The 24,649-nt window shown below is 50.0% G+C and carries 18 protein-coding genes and 1 pseudogene; 12 read left to right on the forward strand and 7 right to left on the reverse strand.

Annotation, left to right across the window (positions count from 1 at the left end; genetic code table 11):
- The first annotated feature begins 57 nt into the window (after positions 1–57).
- The 4 genes from ispE to dnaK all read left to right on the forward strand — a co-directional run bounded on the left by ispE (position 58) and on the right by dnaK (position 5,652).
- The gene (gene ispE, locus AWQ23_RS12035; protein WP_062435786.1) at positions 58–1,008 is read left to right on the forward strand and encodes a 4-(cytidine 5'-diphospho)-2-C-methyl-D-erythritol kinase; all 951 of its coding nucleotides are present in this window, start codon (positions 58–60) and stop codon (positions 1,006–1,008) included.
- Between the two features lie 229 nt (positions 1,009–1,237).
- Complete coding sequence (locus tag AWQ23_RS16530) at positions 1,238–1,417, forward strand: DUF2214 family protein (protein ID WP_062435789.1); 180 nt, start codon at positions 1,238–1,240, stop codon at positions 1,415–1,417.
- Positions 1,418–1,641: 224 nt separating this feature from the next.
- Positions 1,642–3,552, forward strand: a complete 1,911-nt coding sequence (locus AWQ23_RS12045) for a hypothetical protein (RefSeq protein WP_157072229.1) — start codon at positions 1,642–1,644, stop codon at positions 3,550–3,552.
- Positions 3,553–3,723: 171 nt separating this feature from the next.
- Positions 3,724–5,652: a molecular chaperone DnaK gene (gene dnaK / locus AWQ23_RS12050; RefSeq protein WP_012308014.1), complete on the forward strand. Its 1,929-nt coding sequence runs from the start codon at positions 3,724–3,726 to the stop codon at positions 5,650–5,652.
- An 87-nt stretch (positions 5,653–5,739) separates the two neighbouring features.
- Here the strand turns inward: dnaK and AWQ23_RS12055 are convergent, their stop codons facing one another.
- Positions 5,740–7,317 carry a hypothetical protein gene (locus tag AWQ23_RS12055; protein WP_062435795.1) on the reverse strand — a complete coding sequence of 526 codons (1,578 nt, stop codon included), beginning with the start codon at positions 7,315–7,317 and terminating at the stop codon, positions 5,740–5,742.
- Positions 7,318–7,421: 104 nt separating this feature from the next.
- Here AWQ23_RS12055 and AWQ23_RS12060 point away from each other — a divergent pair, with 104 nt between their 5' ends.
- Positions 7,422–7,874, forward strand: a complete 453-nt coding sequence (locus AWQ23_RS12060) for a helix-turn-helix domain-containing protein (protein WP_198158656.1) — start codon at positions 7,422–7,424, stop codon at positions 7,872–7,874.
- 133 nt (positions 7,875–8,007) lie between these two features.
- Positions 8,008–9,816, forward strand: a complete 1,809-nt coding sequence (gene lepA / locus AWQ23_RS12065; protein ID WP_012308017.1) for a translation elongation factor 4 — start codon at positions 8,008–8,010, stop codon at positions 9,814–9,816.
- A gap of 66 nt (positions 9,817–9,882) precedes the next feature.
- Here the strand turns inward: lepA and katG are convergent, their stop codons facing one another.
- From katG to ppk1, 4 genes are all read right to left on the reverse strand, one after another.
- Positions 9,883–12,060 carry a catalase/peroxidase HPI gene (gene katG / locus AWQ23_RS12070; protein WP_315862665.1) on the reverse strand — a complete coding sequence of 726 codons (2,178 nt, stop codon included), beginning with the start codon at positions 12,058–12,060 and terminating at the stop codon, positions 9,883–9,885.
- Positions 12,061–12,270: 210 nt separating this feature from the next.
- A complete protein-coding gene (locus tag AWQ23_RS12075; RefSeq protein WP_062435797.1) occupies positions 12,271–13,134 on the reverse strand; it encodes a universal stress protein in 864 nt (287 codons plus the stop codon).
- A 15-nt stretch (positions 13,135–13,149) separates the two neighbouring features.
- Positions 13,150–14,643 carry a SulP family inorganic anion transporter gene (locus AWQ23_RS12080; RefSeq protein WP_012308020.1) on the reverse strand — a complete coding sequence of 498 codons (1,494 nt, stop codon included), beginning with the start codon at positions 14,641–14,643 and terminating at the stop codon, positions 13,150–13,152.
- A gap of 77 nt (positions 14,644–14,720) precedes the next feature.
- Positions 14,721–16,877: a polyphosphate kinase 1 gene (gene ppk1, locus AWQ23_RS12085; RefSeq protein WP_062435799.1), complete on the reverse strand. Its 2,157-nt coding sequence runs from the start codon at positions 16,875–16,877 to the stop codon at positions 14,721–14,723.
- 70 nt (positions 16,878–16,947) lie between these two features.
- Here ppk1 and AWQ23_RS12090 point away from each other — a divergent pair, with 70 nt between their 5' ends.
- From AWQ23_RS12090 to aqpZ, 3 genes and pseudogenes are all read left to right on the forward strand, one after another.
- Positions 16,948–18,078: a lipopolysaccharide assembly protein LapB gene (locus AWQ23_RS12090; RefSeq protein ID WP_062435800.1), complete on the forward strand. Its 1,131-nt coding sequence runs from the start codon at positions 16,948–16,950 to the stop codon at positions 18,076–18,078.
- Complete coding sequence (locus AWQ23_RS12095) at positions 18,075–19,196, forward strand: LptF/LptG family permease (RefSeq protein ID WP_062435802.1); 1,122 nt, start codon at positions 18,075–18,077, stop codon at positions 19,194–19,196. Before AWQ23_RS12090 ends, AWQ23_RS12095 begins: the two co-directional genes overlap by 4 nt.
- Before the next feature lie 145 nt (positions 19,197–19,341).
- Positions 19,342–20,098 (forward strand): annotated as a pseudogene (gene aqpZ / locus AWQ23_RS12100) (aquaporin Z).
- Between the two features lie 113 nt (positions 20,099–20,211).
- Here aqpZ and AWQ23_RS12105 read toward each other — a convergent pair.
- Positions 20,212–20,412 carry a hypothetical protein gene (locus tag AWQ23_RS12105; RefSeq protein ID WP_012308025.1) on the reverse strand — a complete coding sequence of 67 codons (201 nt, stop codon included), beginning with the start codon at positions 20,410–20,412 and terminating at the stop codon, positions 20,212–20,214.
- A 240-nt stretch (positions 20,413–20,652) separates the two neighbouring features.
- Here AWQ23_RS12105 and glyA point away from each other — a divergent pair, with 240 nt between their 5' ends.
- The 3 genes from glyA to AWQ23_RS12120 all read left to right on the forward strand — a co-directional run bounded on the left by glyA (position 20,653) and on the right by AWQ23_RS12120 (position 23,869).
- Positions 20,653–21,936 (forward strand): serine hydroxymethyltransferase, encoded by a 1,284-nt coding sequence (gene glyA, locus AWQ23_RS12110; protein WP_062435804.1) that lies wholly within the window; start codon positions 20,653–20,655, stop codon positions 21,934–21,936.
- Positions 21,937–22,049: 113 nt separating this feature from the next.
- On the forward strand, positions 22,050–23,111 hold the full coding sequence (locus AWQ23_RS12115) for a glycosyltransferase family 4 protein (protein WP_012308027.1): 1,062 nt from the start codon (positions 22,050–22,052) through the stop codon (positions 23,109–23,111).
- Positions 23,112–23,116: 5 nt separating this feature from the next.
- Positions 23,117–23,869 (forward strand): 5-formyltetrahydrofolate cyclo-ligase, encoded by a 753-nt coding sequence (locus tag AWQ23_RS12120; RefSeq protein WP_062435806.1) that lies wholly within the window; start codon positions 23,117–23,119, stop codon positions 23,867–23,869.
- On the opposite strand, the gene AWQ23_RS12125 is transcribed toward AWQ23_RS12120, so the two are convergent.
- Positions 23,866–24,600, reverse strand: coding sequence for a sugar transferase (locus AWQ23_RS12125; RefSeq protein WP_062435808.1), 735 nt, complete (start codon positions 24,598–24,600; stop codon positions 23,866–23,868). The two genes, AWQ23_RS12120 and AWQ23_RS12125, sit on opposite strands and share 4 nt — an antisense overlap.
- Between the last annotated feature and the right edge of the window lie 49 nt (positions 24,601–24,649).

Here is a 24,649-nt window from a genome sequence, read left to right on the forward strand (position 1 = left end):
TTCCAAAAAACAAGGGAAACTAGATAATGGTCTCGATTTACTGCTTGGTACTGTGTGATGTCCGCCTATCTTCTGACTGCCCCCGCAAAAATTAATCTCTACCTGGAAATTTTGGGCGATCGCCCCGACGGGTTCCATGAGTTGGTGATGGTGATGCAGACCATTGGCTTATACGACCGGATTGAGGTGCGACAAAACCGCAGTGGCGATATCAATCTCTATTGCCAGCATCCCGAAGTCCCCCTCACCGCCAGCAATATTGCCTACCGAGCCGCCCAGTTAATGATGACGCGCTTTGCGGATATCTACGCCAGGGTGGGTGGTGGAGTTGACATTACCATCGAAAAAAATATCCCCGTGGCGGCGGGACTGGCTGGGGGGTCAACGGACGGCGCAGCGGTATTGGTGGGGTTGAATTTGCTCTGGGATTTGGGGTTAACCCAACCGGAATTACAAACCTTAGCAGCAGAATTGGGTTCAGATGTGCCCTTTTGCATTGGTGGGGGGACGGTGATCGCCACCGGACGGGGAGAAATTTTAGACCCATTGCCCGATCTCGATGGCATCCCGATTGTCCTCGCAAAATACAACAACATTGCCGTTTCTACCCCCTGGGCCTACCAAACCTACCGCGCTCAATTTGGGGAGCATTATCTCCAAGATGCGGCGAGTTGGGATGCCCGCATAACACAAATCCATTCCGGCGGCCTAATCAAAGCCATTCAGCAAAAAAATATCCAGGCGATCGCCCATGAACTCCATAACGATCTCGAAAAAGTCGTTTTACCCGCATTTCCCCAGGTGCAACAACTGCGTGACTGCTTTACCAAACATGGGGCGATCGGCACGATGATGTCCGGCTCCGGCCCCAGTGTGTTTGCCCTCTGCGAAACCTTCGCCCAAGCCCAAGCCCTCAAAGTCCAAGTTGCCCAAGAATTAAACGACCCAGCCCTCGATCTTTGGGTGACGCACATTGCCAGCCCCGGCATCCAAGCGGACTTCCGTTAACTTTCCATGACTTAAAATAGTCACTTTTGAGTAAGTCCCTAAAATAACTAAGAGGCAATAAAGCAAAAAGCAATCTACCTGAAAGCAGTTAGATTGCCCCCATATATGCTCCCTATCAAATCTCTTCAATGTTATTTATAGCATCATGATTATTAAGTACTGTTGTCGCTTATCTCCACTATCTCAGTTTAATGCTTAGTTTTGCCGCCCTATTTGCGAAATCTCTCTTTTGCAAAAAAGAAATATCCTAATTGTTGGTATCGCAGATGATGTATATGGCATTGCAGCAAGCACTATTATTATGAAAATTCTCCGGGTGCTTTATTTTGCCAAAGAACCAGAATGCTACCTTCTTCACACGCTTTTCGTCCAGAAAAGCGCTATCTTTATTGTGGTAGGACTACTCTAAAATCACTTTCATTTTCTGGTTAATCAAAGACTTAATTAAAGAGCATTCCCCGCAATTATTCTCACCTAATATACTCTCATTACCTGGTCAATTTGCACTGAATTTTCGGATTTTGGCTCATTCTCCTGATAGCTAAATTTACGACACGAGTAACGATATGATTAATATCAACTACTCGTAAATATCCTTCCTCCAGTTTGGATTTTCCTCTTTGAGCTTGTAATATGGATAAGTTAACGTTTCTTTGTTTACTATTTTTAAGTAGCTTGGGGGCAACATATTTTCTTTGGTTTATTTGTCACCTCAATGGCCAATTATTATTTTATGGCCTCCATCTATGCAACAAGAAATGGCAGCCTAATACAAGTACAATTACCTCTCCCGGGCTGGATTGCTTTTATTTTAGGCCACTAGGCTTGACAACGGTATACTTAGTTGGGGCAATGCCAATTGCTGTCTTAAGTTTATCAACAGCCTATCTTAATCATTGCTTTAATGCTTTCTATGGAACAGTAATCCTTGAATTAGTCTTTGGACTGGTATTTTTATTATTGCCAAATACTCAACGAAAGGCTTTTGATCTATTTGGATTTCGCTTAATCCAACGCCATCGTCATTTGGTTATTTATACGAGTATTTGGTGCCTTGTTTTTTCAATATGGGTCATGGTTACTCGTCATTCTAATTTAGATACTTTGGTATTAAATACAAACCCTGATTTTTGGGCCTATGTTCGTCGTTATGGCGCAATGACTACAACTAATCTAAATTTTTATGGGATGACGGATAGTTTTAAATTTCCTGACAATTCTGCTTGTGCCTATTTTCTTGGTAGTCCCAAAAAGTTTAGTTCATTTTTAGGGGCAATAGTTTCGTATCTATTTTCTGATCTGTCCTTTGGAATTACAGTATTTCAAGGCATGCTAGGAGCAACTCTATTCATGGCCCTTTTTAAAGACTGGTGTGCCACTCCCCTTGACCAGAATCAGTCCTTGAATTTAAGTGATCTTGCTTTAGTGATTTGGGCAGTTTCTTCCCCCCAATTATATTGGCTTTTAGTAAGTGCTTACTTTTCAAATACCTTGTTTATTATTGTCATTTCTTTGGTTCTTCGTCAAGCCCGAAATGCCTCTTTACATGAGAATTTATTTAATGCCCAAAATTTCCTCTGCTTGTTTTGCATTCAAGTAGTTGTTTTTTCTTTTTATCCAGCATTTTTGCCAATTACTATTGCTGTATATTTTTGCACAACTTTAATTTATTTAAAATACAGCGAAAGAAGTCCAAACCAATTATTTTTTGATTACAGCAAATATGCTATTTTGATTTTGATTTGTGGCTTAATCTTTTATACACTGTTCAATTCTCAATTTATTCTTGATGAAATTCAAAAGAGCATTAATCCACTGAAATCCCATGGAACGAATTTTGTACCCCTTAATCCCTGGAGTCTTTTTCAAGAAAAGCCGAAACCTATGGGAGCAAACAAGGATTTTGGCGTTTGGTTCAATGTGGTTTTAGGTTTATTATTTAGTGTCTATTGCCTTTGGCAACTCTATCGAGCCTACAGCCGCAACAAAGATTTTGTAATTAAACGTGATCTTTTGGCTGGTTGTACTGGTATGGGTTTATATAGTTTCTATTTGCTGGCTTATATTCCATTAGAATCCACCTATCGTCTTGGGAAAATCGCCATCAGTCTCATTTATCCCCTCGGAATTTTTGCTTTGTTACCAGTTGTGGTTTGGTTAAAGGATTATTTCCGCCAACAGGCAAATTGGCAACGCCAGGCTGTTTTGGGTTTGGCGATCGCCCATGTTGTTTTCCACATTTACAAAATTACTGATGCGACGACGTTCCCCTCTGGTCAGGTCACCATGCCTAGCCCAGCCCAACAAAAAGAACTGTCGCAGTTAAACTCAATTACGATTATCGGTTGCGAACGGGTACACCAAAGTCAATTTTATGAACGCCTTGTGGGATTGCAAGTAGCTAAGCAAAACCCTCATCTTCAGGTAAATGTAGTCAATGAACCCGCCAACCTGACCCCAGATATCATGGGCGATCGCTTAGTATTCGGCCAAATTATTCCTGGGCCAACCCCACGCTACAATGCTTGCAAGTTCGATTTTTAAGTTCCAAACCGTCCCCACAGGTTCGGGAACCTACACTATCAAGATCCTTAAATCGCACAGCACTATAGGAATAGTCATATGAACGAACCTAGAATATCTAGTCGTCATACTTGCACCAATATTTGAAAGTCTTATTCAAGTTAAATCGCTGATCTTTGGAGTCACACTGCTATGGGAAAAGTCGTCGGTATTGACCTCGGAACCACCAACTCTTGCGTATCCGTTATGGAAGGCGGTAAGCCGACTGTAATCGCCAACGCAGAAGGATTTAGAACTACCCCCTCCGTCGTTGCCTACGCCAAAAACGGAGACCTGCTCGTAGGGCAAATCGCCAAGCGTCAAGCCGTGATGAACCCTGGCAACACCTTTTACTCCGTGAAGCGTTTCATCGGCCGCAAACACAGTGAGGTCAGCAACGAATCCACTGAAGTTGCTTACAAAGTAGAACGCGACAGCACCGGCAACGTAAAAATTGATTGCCCTGCCAAAGAGAAAAAATTCGCCCCCGAAGAAATCTCTGCCCAGGTACTCCGCAAGCTGATCGAAGACGCCAGTAAGTACCTCGGTGAACCCGTTACCCAGGCTGTTATCACTGTTCCTGCATACTTCAATGACTCCCAACGTCAAGCCACTAAGGACGCCGGGAAAATCGCCGGGGTAGAAGTGCTGCGGATTATCAACGAACCCACCGCTGCCTCCCTCGCCTATGGTCTAGATAAGAAGAGTAACGAAACGATCCTCGTCTTTGACCTTGGTGGTGGAACCTTCGACGTTTCCATCCTGGAAGTCGGTGACGGTGTCTTTGAAGTTCTCGCGACTTCCGGTGATACACACCTGGGTGGGGATGACTTCGACAAAAAAATCGTTGATTTCTTAGCCGAAGAATTCCAGCGTACCGAAGGCATTGATCTCCGCAAAGACAAGCAAGCCCTCCAACGTCTGACCGAAGCTGCTGAAAAAGCAAAAATCGAATTGTCTAACGTTACCCAAGCAGACATCAACCTCCCCTTCATCACCGCGACCCAAGATGGCCCGAAGCACCTCGACATGAGCCTAACCCGGGCGAAATTTGAAGAGCTTTGTGCTGACTTAATCGACCGCTGCCGCATCCCCGTTGAAAACGCGATCCGTGATGCCAAACTCGACAAGTCTGCCATCGATGAAATCGTTCTCGTTGGGGGCTCTACCCGAATTCCCGCCGTGCAAGATGTCGTTGAGCGCGTGCTGGGTAAAAAGCCCAACCAGACTGTGAACCCCGACGAAGTTGTGGCGATTGGTGCCGCGATCCAAGGTGGCGTCCTTGCGGGTGAAGTTAAAGATATTCTCCTCCTCGACGTTACGCCCCTATCTTTGGGTGTAGAAACCCTCGGTGGCGTGATGACCAAGATTATCCCCAGAAACACCACCATCCCGACCAAAAAATCAGAGGTCTTCTCCACCGCTGTTGATGGTCAAACCAACGTCGAAATCCATGTCCTGCAGGGTGAACGGGAAATGTCCAAGGACAACAAGAGCCTTGGGACCTTCCGTCTCGATGGCATTCCGCCGGCTCCCCGTGGTGTACCCCAGATCGAAGTAACCTTTGACATTGATGCCAACGGTATTCTGAACGTCATGGCGAAAGACAAGGGCACTGGTAAAGAACAATCCATCAGTATTACTGGTGCATCGACATTACCGGACGATGAAGTAGAACGGATGGTTAGCGAGGCAGAGGCCAATGCCGCAGCAGATAAGGAACGCCGCGAAAAAATTGACCGCAAGAATCAGGCAGATTCCCTCGTTTACCAAGCTGAAAAGCAACTCGAAGAGCTCGGTGACAAAGTGCCCGCCGACGACAAGAGCAAAGCTGACCAAATGATTAAAGATCTCAAGGAAGCGGTTGCCCAGGAAAATGATGAGAAAATCTCGACATTAATGCCGGAACTGCAACAGTTGCTCTACACCATTGGCAGCAACATCTACCAACAAGCTGGTGGTGATCCTTCCGCTGCAGGGTTTGACCCGAATGCGGCAGCGGGTGGTGCTGCGCCCGGTGGTAGTGGCGGCAACGATGGTGGGGACGATGTCATTGATGCAGAGTTCTCTGAAACCAAGTAAGCGATCGCCATTGTGATTTCAATCGTATTGGCAATGTAAACAAACAGCGGGGGTAAGTGATTTACCCTCGTTTTTTTATGGGTGAATTTAACGGGTCATCTGCCGCAGGGCACGGGTTTGTTCCAGAATGTCTTCGACATCTTCTTCAGAGAGTCTCTCAACATAATTAATCTTGACTTCTTCAAGGAGGTCATTGATCAATGATTCCATTTGGGCAAGGCTTTCTTGGCCTTGGATCTCGGAGGTGATGCTGCTGGTGAGTTGGGTTAAGAGTTCTTCGAGCAGCTGTTCAAAGACGGGGTCTTCTTCGAGGACTGCTTTGAGGGTGTCTGCGGTGACTTGATAAAGTTGATGGGAAAGTTGTTTGGCCAGGGTGCCTTTAAGATCGCCAATGCCGGGCAGCATCTGTAAGCCTTGGTAGGCAGGGGACATGGAAATGACTCGATCCAGGGTATGGCGAATGACGGCTTCGGCCTCGGGCTGAATTTTGGGTAAGACTTGGTGGACTAAGAGGTTGGCCATGAGCTTTGCGAGCTCGACGGGTTCATTAATGTCATTTAAATCGACATATTCTCGGCTGGTGGTTTGGGCCAAAAGAGTGGCAAATTCACCCCGGTGGATGGAGCCTTGGATTTGATTGATAATCCGAATGACAACGACTTCGGTAATATCTTCGGCGATGCCAGCAACAAAACCTTGACTGGCTTGCTTTTGGATTGCGCTGAGATCAATAAGGTCGGCTTGATTGAGACGAACGATCACAGGAATCACCCGTAACCAACGGAAAAGGGGAATCAGCAGAAAGATATCGTACCAACGCCAGAGCATGGCATCAAACCAACTTACGCCTGTGCGACGCCGACTGATGTACCAACTCCGGGCCAGAAATTCGAGGAGGAAAGCGAGAAAGAAGGGAAAATCGAGAATGCCAAAGTTATCAATGTATTTGCCGTTTTCGCCAATGGGACGGAAATAGTTGGTTTCTAGGAGGGGTTCGATTTCGCGTTCGTAAAAGTTGAATTCTTCACGCCAGCCATTTTCTGAGAGATATTCACTGCTCCAAAAGAGTTGAAAGGCATCTTTGGAGGAGGCAGAGGCATCGCCAAAAACGTGACGACGCATCCGGTTTTTTATCTTCTCAAGGGTGCCTGTTTTGTTGGCGATTTCAAAGGGATTGGTATCCACCATCTCAACGCTCAGTTCCCGGAGTTCGGCAAGGATGGCTTCTTGTTCTTGGTTGTAGCGACGGAGTTGGGTGGTGATGTCTTGGCGATCGCCAGAACCGACAATGCCATTATTTGAACCTGTAGACCGGAGGGTCAGATCGTTAATCTGCTGAATTTTTGCTTGGAGATCTTCGACCCGTTGGAGATAGTAGGCGGTATCGCGATTTTCTTCGATGCCCTTTACCCAGTCATAGGCGTGGGTTACATTAACCGGGAGAATGCGCACCGGCTCGGCGGGAAATTTCCATTCATATTTAGCGATGCGTGCGTAAAATTGAACTCGGCCCTGTAACCAGAAATTACGCAGGGGGATGTAACTCAGGTCAAAGAGGACTAACACCAAATTCACAGAGGCCAAGAGAGCCATACCTCGCTCAAAAAGCAGACTGGTACGATTACGTTTGGCACGGCCGGGTTGTCTGCGTGGTGCAATAGTCATGGTAAATTAAGGGCGATTTTTTGTGAATTTTGAGCAGTATTGAATCAAATTTTCAGTTTATTTTATCGGGTTCTATGGGCAGGCGGACTAAATACAAGGTGTGTTTGAGCACTGAACAACGGGAAAGACTCTGGGCGATCGCCCGTAATGGTTACCAACCAGCCAAGAAAATGCTCCATGCCCGTATTCTACTCATGGCCGACCGCGCCCACCCCGATGGCAACTGGCAAGATCAACAAATCGCCCAAGCCCTGAGCGTTCATCCCAATACCGTCGCCCGTGTCCGTAAGCTTTTTGTCAGCGATGGCGAAACCCAAGCCCTCGGCCGTAAACCCAGGGCGCAACCGCCAATCAAACCCAAACTCAGCGACGCTAAGATCGCCAAACTTCTTGCCCTCTACCACGACGGGCCTCCCCCTGGCCACGACTATTGGTCCCTCAGTCTCCTGGTGCGAGAACTCAAAGCCCAAAAAATTGTCAAACACATTTGTCGCGAAACCGTGCGTAAAATTCTCAAAGAACAGGGGATTCGCCTTAGTCGCCGCAAACGAGCCTAAATCCCTCGTTAACTTTCCAGAAAATTCTCCCCAAATCCGTGGCAATCCCGGCTCCTTCCCTCGTCTTTCCGCGATGAAGGCTCCCTTCATTAGTTAAAATAAGTAAAGTTTTTCAAAAATTAGTGGATCTTCCATGACTGACGTTCCTGTCTCTCGTATTCGTAATTTTTCGATCATTGCCCACATCGACCATGGGAAATCAACCCTGGCAGACCGAATGCTCCAGGACACCCAAACAGTGGCGCAACGGGATATGAAAGAACAGTTCCTCGACAACATGGAACTGGAGCGGGAACGGGGAATCACCATCAAGCTCCAGGCCGCACGGATGCGTTATGTGGCGAAGGATGGCGAAGAATATATCCTCAACCTCATCGATACCCCAGGCCACGTTGACTTTTCCTACGAAGTATCGCGCTCCTTGGCCGCCTGTGAAGGGGCGTTACTGGTCGTAGATGCCTCTCAAGGGGTTGAAGCCCAGACCCTTGCCAACGTTTACCTCGCCCTGGACAACAACCTAGAAATCATTCCCGTTTTAAACAAAATCGACCTGCCCGGTGCTGAACCTGATCGAGTTACCGAGGAAATTGAAGAAGTGGTCGGTTTAGATTGCACTGACATTATTCGAGCTTCCGCCAAACAGGGCCTCGGCATCAACGATATTTTAGAGTCCATTGTCCAACAGGTACCGCCCCCGGCCGATACCATCGATCAACCGTTGCGGGCGCTCATTTTTGACAGTTACTATGACCCCTACCGTGGCGTAATTGTTTATTTCCGGGTAATGGATGGCGAAGTTAAAAAAGGCGACAAAGTGCGCCTGATGGCCTCCAAAAAAGAATATGAAATCGATGAACTGGGCGTCCTCGCACCAAACCAAGTGCAAGTAGACGCTCTCCACGCCGGAGAAGTAGGCTACTTTGCGGCGGCGATCAAATCCGTTGAAGATGCACGGGTCGGCGATACGATCACTTCTGCTGTCCACCCAGCACCAGCACCGCTACCAGGTTACACCGAAGCGAAACCGATGGTTTTCTGCGGTCTTTTCCCCACCGATGCCGACCAATATTCAGATCTGCGGGACGCTCTCGATAAATTGAAACTGAACGATGCGGCCCTTTCTTTTGAGCCAGAAACTTCCAGTGCCATGGGGTTTGGTTTCCGGTGTGGCTTCCTGGGCCTTCTTCACCTAGAAATTGTCCAAGAACGTTTGGAGCGGGAATATAACCTGGATTTGATTACAACGGCGCCTTCGGTGGTTTATCGAGTCACCACGACGGATGGGGAAGTGATGGAAATTGATAACCCTAGTCAATTACCAGATCCCCAGAAACGAGAAAAAATCGAAGAACCTTACATTCAAGTGGATGTGATTACCCCGGAAGAATTTGTGGGCACCATTATGGATCTGTGCCAAACGCGACGGGGCATTTTCAAGGATATGAAGTATTTCACCGAAAGCCGCACAAATATCATCTATGAACTTCCCTTGGCGGAGGTAGTGACAGACTTTTTCGATCAGTTAAAGTCCCGCACCAGAGGTTATGCCAGCATGGAGTATCAGCTCATTGGCTACCGGGTTGGGCAGTTGGTGCGCCTGGATATTTTGGTAAATAAAGATTCGGTGGATTCCCTCGCGATGATTGTCCATCGGGACAAGGCCTACAATGTGGGACGGGCAATGGCCGAGAAGCTCAAAGAATTAATCCCCCGTCACCAGTTTAAGATTCCGATTCAGGCGGCGATCGGTTCTAAAATCATTGCCAGTGAGCATATTCCAGCCCTACGCAAGGACGTTTTAGCCAAGTGCTACGGTGGTGATATTTCCCGGAAGAAAAAGCTGCTCCAGAAACAGGCGAAAGGTAAGAAGCGCATGAAGTCGATTGGTACGGTCGATGTGCCCCAAGAGGCGTTTATGGCAGTTCTCAAGCTAGATCAGTAATTTTTTCTAAATCCCCACACTCACCCACTCAAAAAAGCGCGATCCTGTGGGGATTTAACTCGGAAATCAAGCTAGATCAAAGCGATCTGCATTCATCACCTTTGTCCAGGCCGCAACAAAATCCTGGATAAATTTCTCGTTGCTGTCGTCTTGGGCATAGACTTCGGCATAGGCCCGCAGGATAGAGTTACAGCCGAAAACGAGATCAACCCGCGTGGCTGTCCACTTGACTTCACCGGTGTGGCGATCGCCAATTTCATAAAGATTCTTACCGGCTGGCTTCCAGGTATATTTCATATCCGTCAGATTGACGAAGAAATCATTGGTCAATGCGCCCTCGTGGTCTGTGAGCACGCCATGCTTGGTGCCGCCATAATTGGTGCCCAGTACACGCATCCCACCGACCAAAACAGTCATCTCAGGGGCGGTCAGTCCCATCAACTGTGTGCGGTCGAGCATTAATTCTTCGGGGCTGACCACATAGTCTTTTTGGAGCCAGTTCCGGTAGCCGTCGTGGAGGGGCTCTAACACTGCGAATCCCTCGACATCGGTCATTTCCGCCGTCGCATCACCACGGCCTGGGGCAAAGGGCACCGTAATCTCCACTCCCGCCGCTTGGGCCGCTTGCTCAATGCCAACATTGCCTGCCAGAACGATTACATCTGCGACACTGGCTCCAGTCTCGGCGGCGATCGCCTCTAGTACTGGCAACACCTTAGCCAAGCGGGTCGGTTCATTCCCTGCCCAATCCTTTTGGGGAGCCAAGCGAATTCTCGCGCCATTTGCCCCACCGCGTTTGTCTGAGCCCCGAAATGTTCTCGCACTGTCCCAGGCCGTACAGACCATTTCACTAACGCTTAAACCACTGGCCGCAATTTTTTCCTTAACTGCTTGCAGATCGTAGTCCGTCTTGCCCGCTGGAATCGGATCTTGCCACAACAAATCTTCCTGGGGCACATCCGGGCCAATGTAGCGGGACTTCGGCCCCATATCCCGGTGCGTGAGTTTAAACCAGGCCCGGGCAAAAGTTTCGGCAAAATAAGCCGGATCTTGGTAAAACCGCTCAGAAATCTGTCGATAGTTCGGATCCATTTTCATGGCCATGTCGGCATCGGTCATAATTGGCTTGAGGCGGATCGATGGATCTTCAACATCAACGGGTTTGTCCTCTTCTTTGATATTGATTGGTTCCCATTGCCAGGCCCCTGCTGGGCTTTTTTTCAGTTCCCAGTCGTAATTGAGCAATAGCCGAAAATAACCGTTGTCCCATTGGGTTGGATAGGTCGTCCAGGCTCCTTCAATGCCGCTAGTGACGGTGTTACGACCAATGCCACGTTGGGTCTTATTCAGCCAACCCAAACCTTGGTCATCGAGGTCGGCGGCTTCGGGCTCTGGGCCAAGTAAGGTTGCATCCCCATTACCATGGCACTTACCCACGGTATGGCCGCCAGCGGTAAGGGCGACGGTTTCCTCGTCGTTCATCGCCATCCGCGAAAAAGTGATACGAATATCATGGGCTGTTTTGAGGGGGTCAGGGTTGCCGTCTACGCCTTCAGGATTGACATAGATCAAGCCCATCATTACCGCAGCTAACGGATTTTCTAGATCCCGCTCACCAGAATAACGACTATGGGGGTTATCACTGGGAGCCAGCCATTCTTTTTCTGAACCCCAATAAATATCTTTTTCAGGATGCCAAATGTCCTCACGGCCAAAGGCAAAGCCAAAGGTCTTTAGTCCCATGGACTCATAGGCAATGGTGCCAGCATAGGCAATCAAATCGGCCCAACTCAATTTATTGCCATATTTCTTTTTGATCGGCCAGAGGAGGCGACGGGCCTTGTCTAGGTTGGTGTTGTCGGGCCAAGAGTTGATCGGGGCAAAACGTTGATTCCCTGTCCCAGCACCGCCCCGACCGTCTGCGATCCGATAGGTGCCGGCGGCGTGCCAAGTCATCCGAATCATCAACCCACCATAATGTCCCCAATCTGCGGGCCACCAGTCCTGGCTGTCTGTCATTAGTGCATGGAGATCCCGCTTGAGGGCGTCAACGTCAAGGGTTTTGACTGCATCTTGATAATTGAAATCTGCGCCCATTGGGTTGGTTTTGTGGTCATGCTGGTGCAGAATGTCCAGATTGAGGGCTTTTGGCCACCACTCCATGTTTGTCGCCATGCTGCTCGTGGTCAGGGCACCGTGCATTACTGGACATTTGCCGCCGGTGTTCGTGATGTGGTCATGCATTAATAATTTCCTCTTGCGAGTCAACACAGAGAGAGATACTTGTTGCCATGGTTGGTCTCACAATGGTGGTAATCCCAAGCCATCACCCTGGCCAACAGCCAATCCCTGTGCACTACATAACTAGAAATTATAGGAATGATTCTTTTGTAATGTCCCAGATGATACTTTTATTTTTACTTTCTGGAGTGTTCCTCGGAGGTCGGTAAACAGTTAGCGATAAACGAAGACGGGAATACGACTGCTCCGGAGAATTTGGGCGGTGGTGCTGCCAATGACGAAGTGGCGAATGCGGCTATGGCCATAGGCACCAATCACTAACAGGTTTATTTTGGCTTGGTCACAAAATTGGGCGATCGCCGTTTCGGAGTTGCCTGAAACGAGGTGGTAATGGGCCTCAATGCCAGCGGCGCTCAAGCGTTGTTTGGCCTGGGTAAGGCAGGGATTTGTCGTGGCATCACCGGGTTTTTTCGTGACGGTCAGCACATGGATTTCTAAGGCTTTGAGGGCGGCACATTCACTCAAAAAGTCGAGGAGCTTGCGGCAACTGGGACTGTCATCGTAGGCGACGAGGAGGCGATCGATGGGTTGAAATTCGCGGGAGGTGACCAGGCAGGGTTTATGGCTCGACCGAATCAGACGCTCTAAATTAGCTCCGAGGTGATCGGGGGCGATATTTTCTGATTCCCCTCGCTTGCCCAAAATAATCAGATCGGTATTTTGTTCTAGGTGTTGGAGACAATCAATAAAATAGCCCACTTCATGGAGGAGTTTTGCGGGGGGCTGGCCAGCAGCGGTGAGGGTTTCTTGGGCTTCTTGGAGAATTAATTTTGCTCGTTCATGATCAAGCTTGGCTTTTTCATGTTCAAGGGCGACCAAACGTTGAAGGAGACTTTCAGACGTTCCCAGGCCAATGCTGCCACTAAAATTACGGGCATCGGCGGCGGCCCTACTCCGGGCATCGGTGACATGGAGTACGTCGATGGTGGCCCCCAGGCGATCGCCAAACCAAGCGGCATATTGATAATTGCTCTGGGCAAAGTTAGAGCCGTCGGTGCATAACAAAATTCGTTGCATGGTTTTTCAAGCTTTTCAAGAAACGTCTACGGGGGCCGGGGTTACTTTCGCGGTGTGTTTTTTACTATAGGTGGCCAGCTTATCTACCAGTTTCGCACTTTCAGCGTTGAGGCCCAGCAATTCCACCTCGGCCCCGGTGCGGTGAAACTTCGCCACGATGCGGTCGAGCATTTCCACAGCCCCTTGATCCCAGAGGTGGGCGGCGCTGAGATCGATGACGACTTGATCAACGACTTCTTCAAAATTAAAGGCGTCAAAAAACTCTTCCTTAGAGACAAAAAAGATTTGCCCCCGGACAGTATAAACATGGCGATCGCCCCCAGCTTCCACCCGCTTGTCTACCAAAACAACCTGGGCAATCTTATTGGAGAAAAAGACCGTACTCATTACAATGCCCGTCGCGACTCCCAGGGCAAAATTGCGGGTCAGGATAATTACTGTCATCGTCGTTAGCATCACCATGGATTCACTGCGCGGCAGACGGGACAAATTTTTGAGAGAAGACCAGCGGAACGTCCCAACGGAGACCATAATCATAATCGCCACCAAAGCCGCCATGGGCATCTGTTGCACCCAATCCTGGAGACCCAAAATCGCAATTAACAGAAAAATCCCCGCACATAGGGTCGATAAACGCCCCCGGCCACCGGACTGGACATTGATCACCGATTGGCCAATCATGCCGCAGCCCGCCATGCCGCCAAAAAAGGCCGTGAGAATGTTGGCAAAGCCCTGTCCCTTCGCCTCTTGATTCTTGTCACTGGGGGTATCGGTCAACTCATCCACCAGGGAAGCCGTTAAAAATGAGGCCAGGAGACCGACAATCGCCAGGGTGATTGCGTAGGGAAAAATAATCTGCAGCGTTTCCCAGTTCAGGGGCACCTGGGGTAAACGGAAGAAGGGCAGGGCCGTGGGCAGTTCGCCCATATCGCCCACCGTGGGAACGTCTAGATTTAAGGCGATCGCCGCCACCGTCATCACCGCCAAAGTCACCAAGGGTGAAGGCACCACCGTCGTCAGCCGGGGCAAACCATAGATAATTACCAGGGATAACGCCGTGAGAAGATAAACCATTGGCGATTTCCCGATCAGTTGGGGCAGTTGGGCCAAGAAAATCAACACCGCTAAGGCATTCACATAGCCCAGAACCACCGCTCGCGGCACATATTTCATCTGCCGGCCCAGTTTGAGGAACCCAAAGATCACCTGAATCACGCCCGTCAAAAGGGTCGTCGCAAAGAGATACTCCAACCCGTGATCTTTCACTAAATCAATCATCAACAGGGCCATCGCTCCCGTGGCCGCCGAAATAGAACCGGGTCTGCCCCCCAAAAAGGCTGTCATCACCGCAATGATAAACGAGGCATATAAGCCCACCTTTGGATCAACCCCAGCAATAATCGAAAAGGCGATCGCCTCCGGGATCAACGCCAATCCCACCACTGCACCAGCCAGAATATCCGCCCGCACATTGGCAAACCATTCCCGTTTTAAAACGCTTAAATTCAATGTGTCTCCGTAACAAAAAGTTCAAGCCAAAAGCGTTAGGATGCTACCACAGAATTTGAAACGCGTGACAACAAAAACTAATCCAAGCTGTCCTGGAGAGCCATCTGCATCAAAATATCGTGGGTGCTGTCGCTGTGGCCATCGGCATGGGGTTCTTTTTGGTGGTAATGGCCGTCCTGCTGGAGCTGCCAAGATAAGCGATTATCGGACAACATAATCCCCAGGATCTCGTTGAGATCGCCAATTAACTTGGGATCCTCTACGGGGGTCACCGCTTCCACCCGACGACTCAGGTTACGGGTCATCCAATCGGCGCTACCGATGTACATTTCCTCAGCCCCATCGTTTTGGAAATAGTAAATGCGCGAGTGTTCCAGGAACCGCCCAATAATACTGATGACGCGGATATTTTCACTGAGGCCCTCGACACCGGGACGGAGACAACAGATCCCCCGCACAATTAGATCAATTTCCACCCCCGCTTGGGACGCCCGATAAAGAGTTTGGATCATTTCTAGATCGACTAAGGAATTCATTTTCGCGACGATCCGTCCACTGCCGCCATTTTTGACATGGGCAATCTCCCGCTCGATCATTGCCACCATGCGAGACCGGAGGGTGACGGGGGCCACCAATAACTTACGGTAGGAACTTTGGCGGGAATAACCCGTGAGGAAGTTAAACAAATCCGTGAGATCTGCCCCCAAATCCTCACGACAACTCAGTAAGCCTAGATCCGTATAGAGGCGGGCGGTTTTCGGGTTGTAGTTGCCGGTGCCAATGTGCACGTAGCGGCGAATTTTTTTCTCTTTCTCTTGGCGCACCACCAGGACAATTTTGGTGTGGGTTTTTAGCCCAGCCAGGCCATAGACCACATGAACGCCTTTTTGTTCGAGGGTTCTGGCCCAGTTAATATTATTTTCTTCATCAAAGCGGGCTTTTAACTCGACCAATACCGCCACCTGTTTGCCATTTTGGGCGGCTTCGATGAGGGATTGAATAATCGGTGAATCACCGGAAGTCCGATAGAGGGTCATTTTAATCGCCAGCACGTCAGGATCCTTCGCCGCTTGGGTAATGAAAGCCTGAACGGTGGCAGAAAAAGAATGGTACGGATGGTGCAAAAGGCGATCGCCCTGGCGAATCAACTCAAAAAAATCCGACTCAAAATCTTCCGAAGAACGGCTCCCCTTCCCCGCATCGAGCCAAGCCGGGGCAGTGGGTGACCAGGGTTTGTCCTTGAGGTGTTTGAGGGGCAAACCGAGGAATGTAAATAAAGAATCTAGACCAATTAAACCCTCTACTTCATAGACATCAATGTCCTGGAGATCCATTTCCTTGATGAGCATTTGCCGCACATCTTCCGGCATAGAATGGTGAATTTCGAGGCGCACCACAGAACCGCTAAACCGCCGCTTATGTAACTGTTCCTCGATGGCGATCATCAAATCATCGGCTTCGTCTTCTTCCACCGAAAGAGACGCATTGCGAGTGACCCGAAAGGCATAGCATTCTTGGATATTCATCTGGGGAAAGAGGGTATCCAGATTATGGGCGATCACCTGTTCGATGGGTACCCCCACCCAAATCACTTTTTCTTGATCGGGGTAATAGCAAAGCTCTGGGGGTAATGTGACAAACCGGGGAAAATTCCCTGGCACCTTGACCCGGGCAAATCTTTCTTGTTCTTCGTTTTCTGGTTCTTTGATCACCACCGCAAGGTTTAGGCTGAGGTTAGAAATGTGGGGAAATGGGTGACTCGGATCAACGGCGAGGGGCGTCAGGACGGGGAAAATATGCTCCTGGTAAAAGTCATGGAAATAGTTCCGTTGTTCCCGGTTGAGGTCGAGGTAGTCAACGAGGTGAATCCCTTCCTGGGCGAGGAGGGGCTTAAGGGTGTGTTGAAAATGCTGATCCTGGAGTTGGACGAGGGGTTTGAGGCGTTCGTAAATGTCTTGGAGTTGTTCGGCTGGATTGCGCCCATCAAAGGAGAGTTTGCTGACCCCGGCCTCCACTTGTTGCTTCAGTCCGGCAACCCGCACCATGAAAAATTCGTCGAGGTTATTGCTAAAAATGGCGAGAAATTTGAGGCGCTCTAGCAGTACGTTGCGGTCGTCCAATCCCTCACTGAGAACGCGGCGGTTAAATTCAAGCCAACTGAGTTCCCGATTAAAATAATATTGCGGATTATCGAGGTCAGTTTTGAGTTTACTGGCGGTTTTCGCAGAGGACATATACTTTTTATGCAGAGGATCGAAACTGTGACGGGAAGCCTTTCTCGCCATTGTTAATAGAGTAAACCCCATGACCAATTGTTATCGCAAACTTTTGCTTTTTCTTAGCCTCAGCTTAATGATGGGGGCCGGGCAGGTTTCGGCGGCATCTCTGGTAGGGCCAATTCAGGATCCTTTACTCCCAACCCAGCAGGGCGATCGCCCCTTGAGTGAGTCCCAGGTGGCCCAACTAACCCAGACAATCATCACCCTAGAGGCTGAGGGGTTCGAGCAATGGGCCGCAGGAAATAAAGAGGCGGCTTTTTCTCGGTGGTGGCGGCAACTGCGGTTACGGCAAGTCTTACCGGATCGCCAAGCCGAAGTGGAAAGCCTGGGGCGGATCGGGGCGATCGCCTGGGAAGACAATCAAACGGAGCCAGTACAGATCATTACCGAACGTTTGGTGGCCATCGAACAACAAAATTTCCCCCAAGACTATAATCTCCTGCTGCCCCTGGCCACGGCCTATGAACAAATTCGGGATTCCCAACGGGCGATCGCCCTCTATCGGCAGCACCTAGAGACCCTCGAAGATCCCTACAAACCAGAAATTTTGCGCCTAATTACCCAATTGGCCCTAGATTGGTTTAACACCAAGGCCGCCCTCAATGCCCTAGAAGAAATCGCAACCCTCAACGCCCTCACGGACGCAGACCGGGAACAACTCGCCGCCCTCTACGAGCAAACCCAGCAGCCCGAAAAGGCGATCGCCCAGCAACGGCAACTCACCGCTGTTTATTTCCAAGAACAAAACTTGCCCCGACTGATCCGTACCTACCAACAAATCGCCGAAAATTACAGGCAACTCCAGGACTATCCCCAGGCCGTAAGCTTTAGCCGCGATGCCTTTACCCTCGCCTGGGAACTGGAGTATTTTGACGCCGCCGAAAGTGCCCTCACCCAGTTGGCGACCCTTTACCTGGCCCAAGAGAAAAACGCCTCCGGTCTCCAGGTCTATGAACAACTGATCACCGTCCAGGAAGCGAGCTATAACCGCTTTGGGATGATGGAAACCTACCGCACCCTTGGCACCCTCTATGAACAGGCGGGCCGCTACCCCGACGCCCTCGTTGCGCTCCAAAGGGGATTGGCGATCGCCAAAGAATTGAACCACAATATCAACGACTTCACCCAAGCCATTGCCACCCTGCCGCTTCAATGAAATCTTTGCTCAAAAATCTTGCCGTTTTAGACCGCTACATCATCGGTGAACTCAATCTAGCCTTTGCGTTTGGCTTGGGGCTATTTTCTGCCCTGGGAATCGCCGTCGGTAGTCTCTTTGATCTTTTGGCCCAGGTGCGAGAATCTCGGTTGCTCTTTGATGTGGCTCTGAAGGTCATGGCTCTGAAAATGCCGGAATTTATCGGTTTTGCCCTGCCGATGGCCGTTTTGCTGGCGACCCTCATTGTTTACAGTCGCCTCTCTGGAGACAGTGAAATTATCGCCCTCCGCAGCCTGGGGATTAGTGTCTATCGCCTCGTTTTACCGGCCCTCATTTTCAGTATCTTGGCCACAGCAATCACCTTCGTTTTTAAAGACCAAGTGATCCCCCTCGCCAATGCCCAGGCCACCCAAACCCTTGAACAAGCCTTTTTACAAAAACAAGCGCCCTTTCGAGATGAGAAAATTATTTATCCTGAATATGGCGAGGATGATGTCCTCAAGCGCCTATTCTATGCCGCCGAATTTGATGGGCAACAGATGAAAGATCTGACAATCATCGACCGCTCCAACGGCAGCCTGAATCAAATTGTCACCGCCGATGCCGCTGGCTGGGATCTCGCCCGTAATCAGTGGAACTTTCAAAATGGCATTATCTACTTCATTGATATCGACGGCTCCTACCGGAATGTGCTGCGCTTTGACCGCCACCAAATTCAACTCAGCAACGAGCTACGGGTGGACGAAGAATTACCCAAGCACGAAGATATGAGTCTAGCCCAGCTCCGACAATATATGCAGACCGTCGCCGCTGACCCTGACCGGGATGAGGCTTGGCTGCGGAAGTTGCGGGTGCGGTTCCAAGAGAAAATTTCCTTTCCCTTCATTTGTCTCGCCCTGGGTGTGGTGGGAGCTGCCATTGGTTTACGGCCCCAGAGTGCCGGAAAAGCTACAGGGTTTGGTCTCTGTGTGGGGTTAATCTTTGGGTATTATTTTCTCGCCTTTATGATCAGTTCCGTGGGCGTAGCCGGGTATCTGCACCCTATTTTGGCGGCTTGGTTACCCAACTTGATCGTGATGGCGATCGCCTCTGGTCTTGTGCTGCAAAGCGCGAAGTAAGCTCATTGCACAGCAATTTATCCTGGGCTGATTGGCTAGGCCTGAACGTAAATATCTTTAGTGAACTCTTATGACAAAAAAGCGCCTCTTCATTGGAGTTGAAAAGAAAATTATGTATGTAGTCTATTTGTAACTGGCGACATACATGAAGAAATACATTGCAGAATTTCTAGGGACATTCTGGTTGGTTCTGGGGGGATGTGGCAGTGCTGTTTTTGCCGCCGTCGTTGTCCTATCCGACGCTGACCTTTCCAACGGCTTAGGTCTGGGTTTTCTGGGGGTTTCCCTGGCCTTTGGTTTAACAGTTGTGACTGGCGCCTATGCTTTCGGGCATATTTCTGGTGGCCATTTTAACCCGGCAGTTTCCTTTGGCCTCTGGGCCGCCAAACGCTTTCCTGGGCATGAATTACTTCCCTATATCGTGGCCCAGGTGTTGGGAGGAGCTTTAGCTGGCCTTGTCATTTTGGTGGTCGGCAGTGGCAATGGCGCCTTAGACTTATCCGGCTCGAATCCCCTAGCTACCAACGGCTTTGGGAGTCATTCTCCAGGTGGCTATGGCTTACTGGCGGCTTTGATTACCGAAATTGTCATGACCTTTATGTTTTTGATGATTATCTTGGGTTCCACAGATCGCCGTGCCCCCGCTGGTTTTGCCCCAGTTGCCATTGGTCTCGGTTTAACGTTGATTCACCTGATCAGTATTCCAATCACCAAATACTTCGGTCAATCCGGCTCGGAGTACGGGCGTCGCTCTCTTTTGTGGCAACGTCGAATTAATCGGTCAGCTATGGCTCTTTTGGGTAGCACCTATTTTTGGGGCGATCGCCGCAGGATATGCCTACAGTGCTTTCTTTAGCGAAACAAAAGATACAACGGGTACTGGGGCACCGACGATCGCTTAGGCCTATACCAGACATAATCTTTACCTGATATTTCCCCCATCGCTTGATTTTTCAAAATTGGGGGGATTTTTTATGGTCAATCTCTGGAATTAAGTCCGCTGGAGACAGGGAGCCTAATCACCAACATCCGCAATCCGAAAACCCATCTGGCACTCATAGGTCGTCGCCACCTTGGGAAAATTGCCATTGATGAGATGGCCGCAACATAATTTGCCCTGGCGTACGCGGGGGGTGCCACTTTGATCGGCCATTAAACAGCCCTGGCACACTTGATCAGTGGGTAAGATCTGTCCATCCGTAAGGATCATCAACATCTGCGCTTGCCTCCCATGGGACCCAACAACCACTCTTGCTTAATTTTTATTGTAAAGGGAACTGCTGATAAATTCGTTAAACTTGCTACACTGCTTAACCTTGGGGGCCATAGCGCCATTCACCTAGTCCGGCCCGCCGAGGAATGTTTGTTAAAATTTTAGCGATGCCGATGGTATAATGCGCCATCCGCAGGAAGTATTTTTAAATTTTATTTGCGATTGCGAAAGGAAGACCTCACCGTGACCCAAACTAACCTTGATTTCTTAGCCCAAACCGATAGCGTTGTTGCTGGGATGATTGCCAGTGAACTCAACCGCCAGCGGGTACACCTCGAACTCATCGCCAGCGAAAACTTCACCTCCCCAGCGGTGATGGCGGCCCAGGGTTCTGTCCTCACGAATAAATATGCCGAAGGTCTTCCCAATAAGCGTTATTACGGTGGCTGCGAATTTGTCGATCAAGTAGAGCAAATTGCCATTGATCGCGTCAAGGAACTGTTTGGAGCGGCCCACGCCAATGTTCAACCCCACTCCGGCGCCCAGGCAAACTTTGCGGTGTTCCTAACGCTCCTAGAACCCGGTGACAAAATTATGGGGATGGACTTGTCCCATGGGGGCCACTTGACCCACGGTTCGCCAGTGAATGTGTCGGGGAAATGGTTTGAAGTGGTGCAGTATGGCGTGAACAAAGAAACAGAACGCCTCGATTATGATGAAATCCGCGAAATTGCCCTGCGGGAAAAACCGAAGCTGATCATCTGTGGTTATTCTGCTTACCCGCGCATTATTGAGTTTGATAAATTCCGGGCGATCGCCGATGAAGTAGGTGCCTATTTGATAGCGGACATTGCCCACATTGCGGGGTTAGTCGCAACAGGCCATCACCCCAACCCAATTCCCCACTGTGATGTGGTGACGACTACCACCCATAAAACGCTCCGTGGCCCCCGGGGGGGGTTGATCATGACCCGTGACGCCGACCTGGGCAAGAAATTTGATAAGTCGGTGTTCCCCGGTAGCCAAGGTGGCCCCCTTGAGCATGTGATTGCGGGTAAAGCGGTGGCCTTCGGCGAAGCCCTCAAGCCGGAATTTAAAGCCTATTCTGCCCAGGTAATTGCTAATGCCCAGGCGATGGCCAATACCCTCGTCAGCCGTGGCTTCAAACTCGTTTCTAACGGGACAGATAACCACCTGATGCTTGTGGATATGCGCTCCATTGGCATGAACGGGAAGCGGGCTGATGCTTTGATCAGTGAGATCAACATCACCGCCAACAAAAACACCGTTCCCTTCGATCCTGAGAAGCCTTGGATTGGGAGCGGCATCCGTCTCGGTTCTCCGGCGATGACCACCCGGGGCCTCAAGGAAGTGGACTTTGCCGAAATTGCCAACATCATTGCGGATCGTCTGTTGAATCCCGATGATGAAGCGGTGAAACAGGATTGTCTGGGTCGCGTTGCGGATCTTTGTGAAAAGTTCCCCCTCTACCCCCATTTGCAGATTCCGGTAGCGGCGATCGCCTAAATTCTTTAATATCTTTTTAAATAATGGAAAGCTCAGGTTTAATGAAAAAGGTAACCTGGGTTTTTTCTTATTTCGGTTTTGCTCTACTCTCTCTGTTCTTAGCCAACGCCAATATGCCGAAGGAATTGTTGTATTTAGTCACGAGTCTAATCGCCCTGGTTGTGGTGCTGATTAGTACCCCCATTGTGAAAGCGATTGGCTTACGGAGTGGCCGGGTAGACCGACCCAACGAGCGGAAAGTCCATGACCGACCGATGGTGCGCTTGGGTGGCGTGGCGATTTTTATGGGCACCCTCGTCTCCCTAGGGACGGCTTGGCAGATGGATTGGTTCCCCCCTTTGTTTCCTGGGGAACAATGGCCGATCCTGGGGGTGCTGTTCGGGGCGATCGCCTTTTTTGGGATTGGCTTTGGGGACGATTTATTTGAATTAAGCGCCTTATCTCGACTGTTGATGCAATTCGTCGCAGCGGGTATCGCCTGGTTAATGGGGGTACAAATCGAATTTTTGACGATTCCGTTTACCGGGGAAGTGTTTTCTGTGGGCTGGTTGAGCCTACCTTTGACCCTAATTTGGCTTGTGGGCATGGCCAACGCGATCAATTGGATTGACGGCCTCGATGGTCTAGCGGCGGGGGTTTCGGGGATTGCGGCGGCGGTGTTGTTAGTGACGACCCTCTATCTCAACGAACCCATGGTGGCTTTTATTGCGGCGGCCTTAGCGGGATCGGCCCTCGGCTTTTTGCGCTACAACTTCAACCCCGCCCAAATTTTCATGGGGGATGGTGGCTCTTATTTTATGGGCTTTACCCTGGCGGCGATGGGGGTGGTGGGCCTCGTGAAAACGACGGCGGCGGCAGCGGTGCTCTTGCCCTATGTGATTTTGGCAGTGCCCTTGATCGATATGACCACGGTGGTTTTTTCGCGGATTAGTAGCGGCTCTTCCCCCTTCAAACCGGATAAACGGCACCTGCACCACCGACTTTTGGCAGCAGGTTTTTCCCATCGCACTACGGTTCTATTTATCTATGGCCTTACCCTCTGGGCAGGGAGTTTGGCGATCGCCTTTTCGGGGCTTCCCAGCGGCACCCTCTATGCGGGGATTACGTCCCTAATTGTTGGGGTTTGGGGGTGGCAACTGTGGCGCAGGCGCGATTTTCCCGTCCACCGCAAATAGTACCAATGGCAGATTCTCCTTGGCAGCATTACAACTCCGCAAAAGCAAGCCTTAGGCAGACCATTTGGGATCGCTTGGCAACGGCTGGAGCAACGGTAACGCTTCCCCATGGCCATATTCCGAATTTCGTCGGGGCGATCGCCGCCGCTGAGAGGTTAACTGCTTTGGCAAGTTGGCAACAGGCCACGGTGATTAAATGCAATCCCGATCAGCCCCAGGCCTCTGTACGTCACCAAGCCTTAGCTGCGGGAAAAACCTTGTATATGGCGGTGCCGCAGTTGGTGAATGAATCTTGCTTTGTTGCCATCACGCGGGAGCAGCTACCCCAAGGTCTCGATTTGGCGATCGTCGCTAAAAAAAACAACATCCTCAAATATGGCCGTCCCGTTAGATTCGCGGAAATGAAAACCATTGATTTGGCAGTGGTGGGCTGTGTAGCGGTGAGTGTGGCCGGCGGGCGTACGGGGAAAGGAGCAGGTTTCGCCGATTTAGAACTAGCGATGCTTCAGCACTTTGGCCTGATGAACGAAAAAACGACCATTGTGACCACGGTGCACGATTTGCAGGTGGTGCCCCCCGCAGCGTTACCCCTAGAAGCCCACGACTGGCCCCTGGATTGGCTTTGTACCCCCACAACTATTTATCAAACGCACCACAACCAGCCGCAACCCCAAGGCCTTGATTGGCAGCAGATTCGCCCCCAGCAGTGGGAAACAATCCCGATTCTCAAAAAGCTTTATCGAGAAAGTTCGCCCTAGTAGGCACCGTTATTTTTCGGGAACAGCATCACAAAAACAGTTTTACAGACAATCCACAAATCCATAAACCAATGGCGATGGTGCACATAATAAGAATCCATCCGTACCCTTGTGCCGTAGGGAATATCGTTGCGCCCAGACACCTGCCATAGCCCCGTGAGACCCGGACGAATGGTCAAAACTTTGTCGATGTGGCGACCGTATTTATAAAGCTCTTTGGGGACGAGGGGTCGGGGGCCAACAATGCTCATATCGCCTTTTAAAACATTCCAAAATTGGGGAAATTCATCGAGGCTGGTGAGGCGTAAAATATGGCCAATGCCAGTAATGCGGGGGTCTTTTTTGAGCTTAAAATCCTGTTCAAATTCGGCGCGCAACTCTGGCGATCGCCGCAACATTTCTTCGAGTACGGCGTCAGCATTAATGACCATCGTCCGAAACTTGATGCAGCCAAAGGGGCGAAAATCTTTACCGACCCGCCGTTGTACATAAAAAACAGGGCCGGGAGAGGTGAGTTTAATAATCAGGGCGATCGCCAAATAGAGGGGAGAAAATAGCACCAGAACGCCGAAGGAAAAACAAATATCAAAGCTGCGCTTCGCCACCGCCCCATCGAGCCAGCGCCGCAGGGACAGGGAGCGATGATCACTGGGAGCAAACAAAAATTCTGAGCCTTGTCGTGCTAGCCCAGCTACAAATTTCAGCGCATCAAACTGCCGATAAACTGCCATTACGATCCTCTCCACACACCAAAAACTGCCTGGCCGTTAGGGTCACGCC

This window comes from Picosynechococcus sp. PCC 73109 (assembly GCF_001521855.1).
GTDB lineage: Bacteria > Cyanobacteriota > Cyanobacteriia > Cyanobacteriales > MRBY01 > MRBY01.

Bases quoted from the DNA above. Each gene is read 5' to 3' on its own strand.
- katG (WP_315862665.1), bottom strand. From the start codon at position 12,060: ATGCATGACCACATCACGAACACCGGCGGCAAATGTCCAGTAATGCAC.
- AWQ23_RS12075 (WP_062435797.1), bottom strand. From the start codon at position 13,134: ATGCAACGAATTTTGTTATGCACCGACGGCTCTAACTTTGCCCAGAGC.
- ppk1 (WP_062435799.1), bottom strand. From the start codon at position 16,877: ATGTCCTCTGCGAAAACCGCCAGTAAACTCAAAACTGACCTCGATAAT.
- AWQ23_RS12055 (WP_062435795.1), bottom strand. From the start codon at position 7,317: ATGACTATTGCACCACGCAGACAACCCGGCCGTGCCAAACGTAATCGT.
- lepA (WP_012308017.1), top strand. From the start codon at position 8,008: ATGACTGACGTTCCTGTCTCTCGTATTCGTAATTTTTCGATCATTGCC.
- ispE (WP_062435786.1), top strand. From the start codon at position 58: ATGTCCGCCTATCTTCTGACTGCCCCCGCAAAAATTAATCTCTACCTG.
- AWQ23_RS12115 (WP_012308027.1), top strand. From the start codon at position 22,050: ATGCCGAAGGAATTGTTGTATTTAGTCACGAGTCTAATCGCCCTGGTT.
- AWQ23_RS12095 (WP_062435802.1), top strand. From the start codon at position 18,075: ATGAAATCTTTGCTCAAAAATCTTGCCGTTTTAGACCGCTACATCATC.
- AWQ23_RS12120 (WP_062435806.1), top strand. From the start codon at position 23,117: ATGGCAGATTCTCCTTGGCAGCATTACAACTCCGCAAAAGCAAGCCTT.
- AWQ23_RS12125 (WP_062435808.1), bottom strand. From the start codon at position 24,600: ATGGCAGTTTATCGGCAGTTTGATGCGCTGAAATTTGTAGCTGGGCTA.
- AWQ23_RS12105 (WP_012308025.1), bottom strand. From the start codon at position 20,412: ATGTTGATGATCCTTACGGATGGACAGATCTTACCCACTGATCAAGTG.
- dnaK (WP_012308014.1), top strand. From the start codon at position 3,724: ATGGGAAAAGTCGTCGGTATTGACCTCGGAACCACCAACTCTTGCGTA.
- AWQ23_RS12090 (WP_062435800.1), top strand. From the start codon at position 16,948: ATGACCAATTGTTATCGCAAACTTTTGCTTTTTCTTAGCCTCAGCTTA.
- AWQ23_RS12045 (WP_157072229.1), top strand. From the start codon at position 1,642: ATGGATAAGTTAACGTTTCTTTGTTTACTATTTTTAAGTAGCTTGGGG.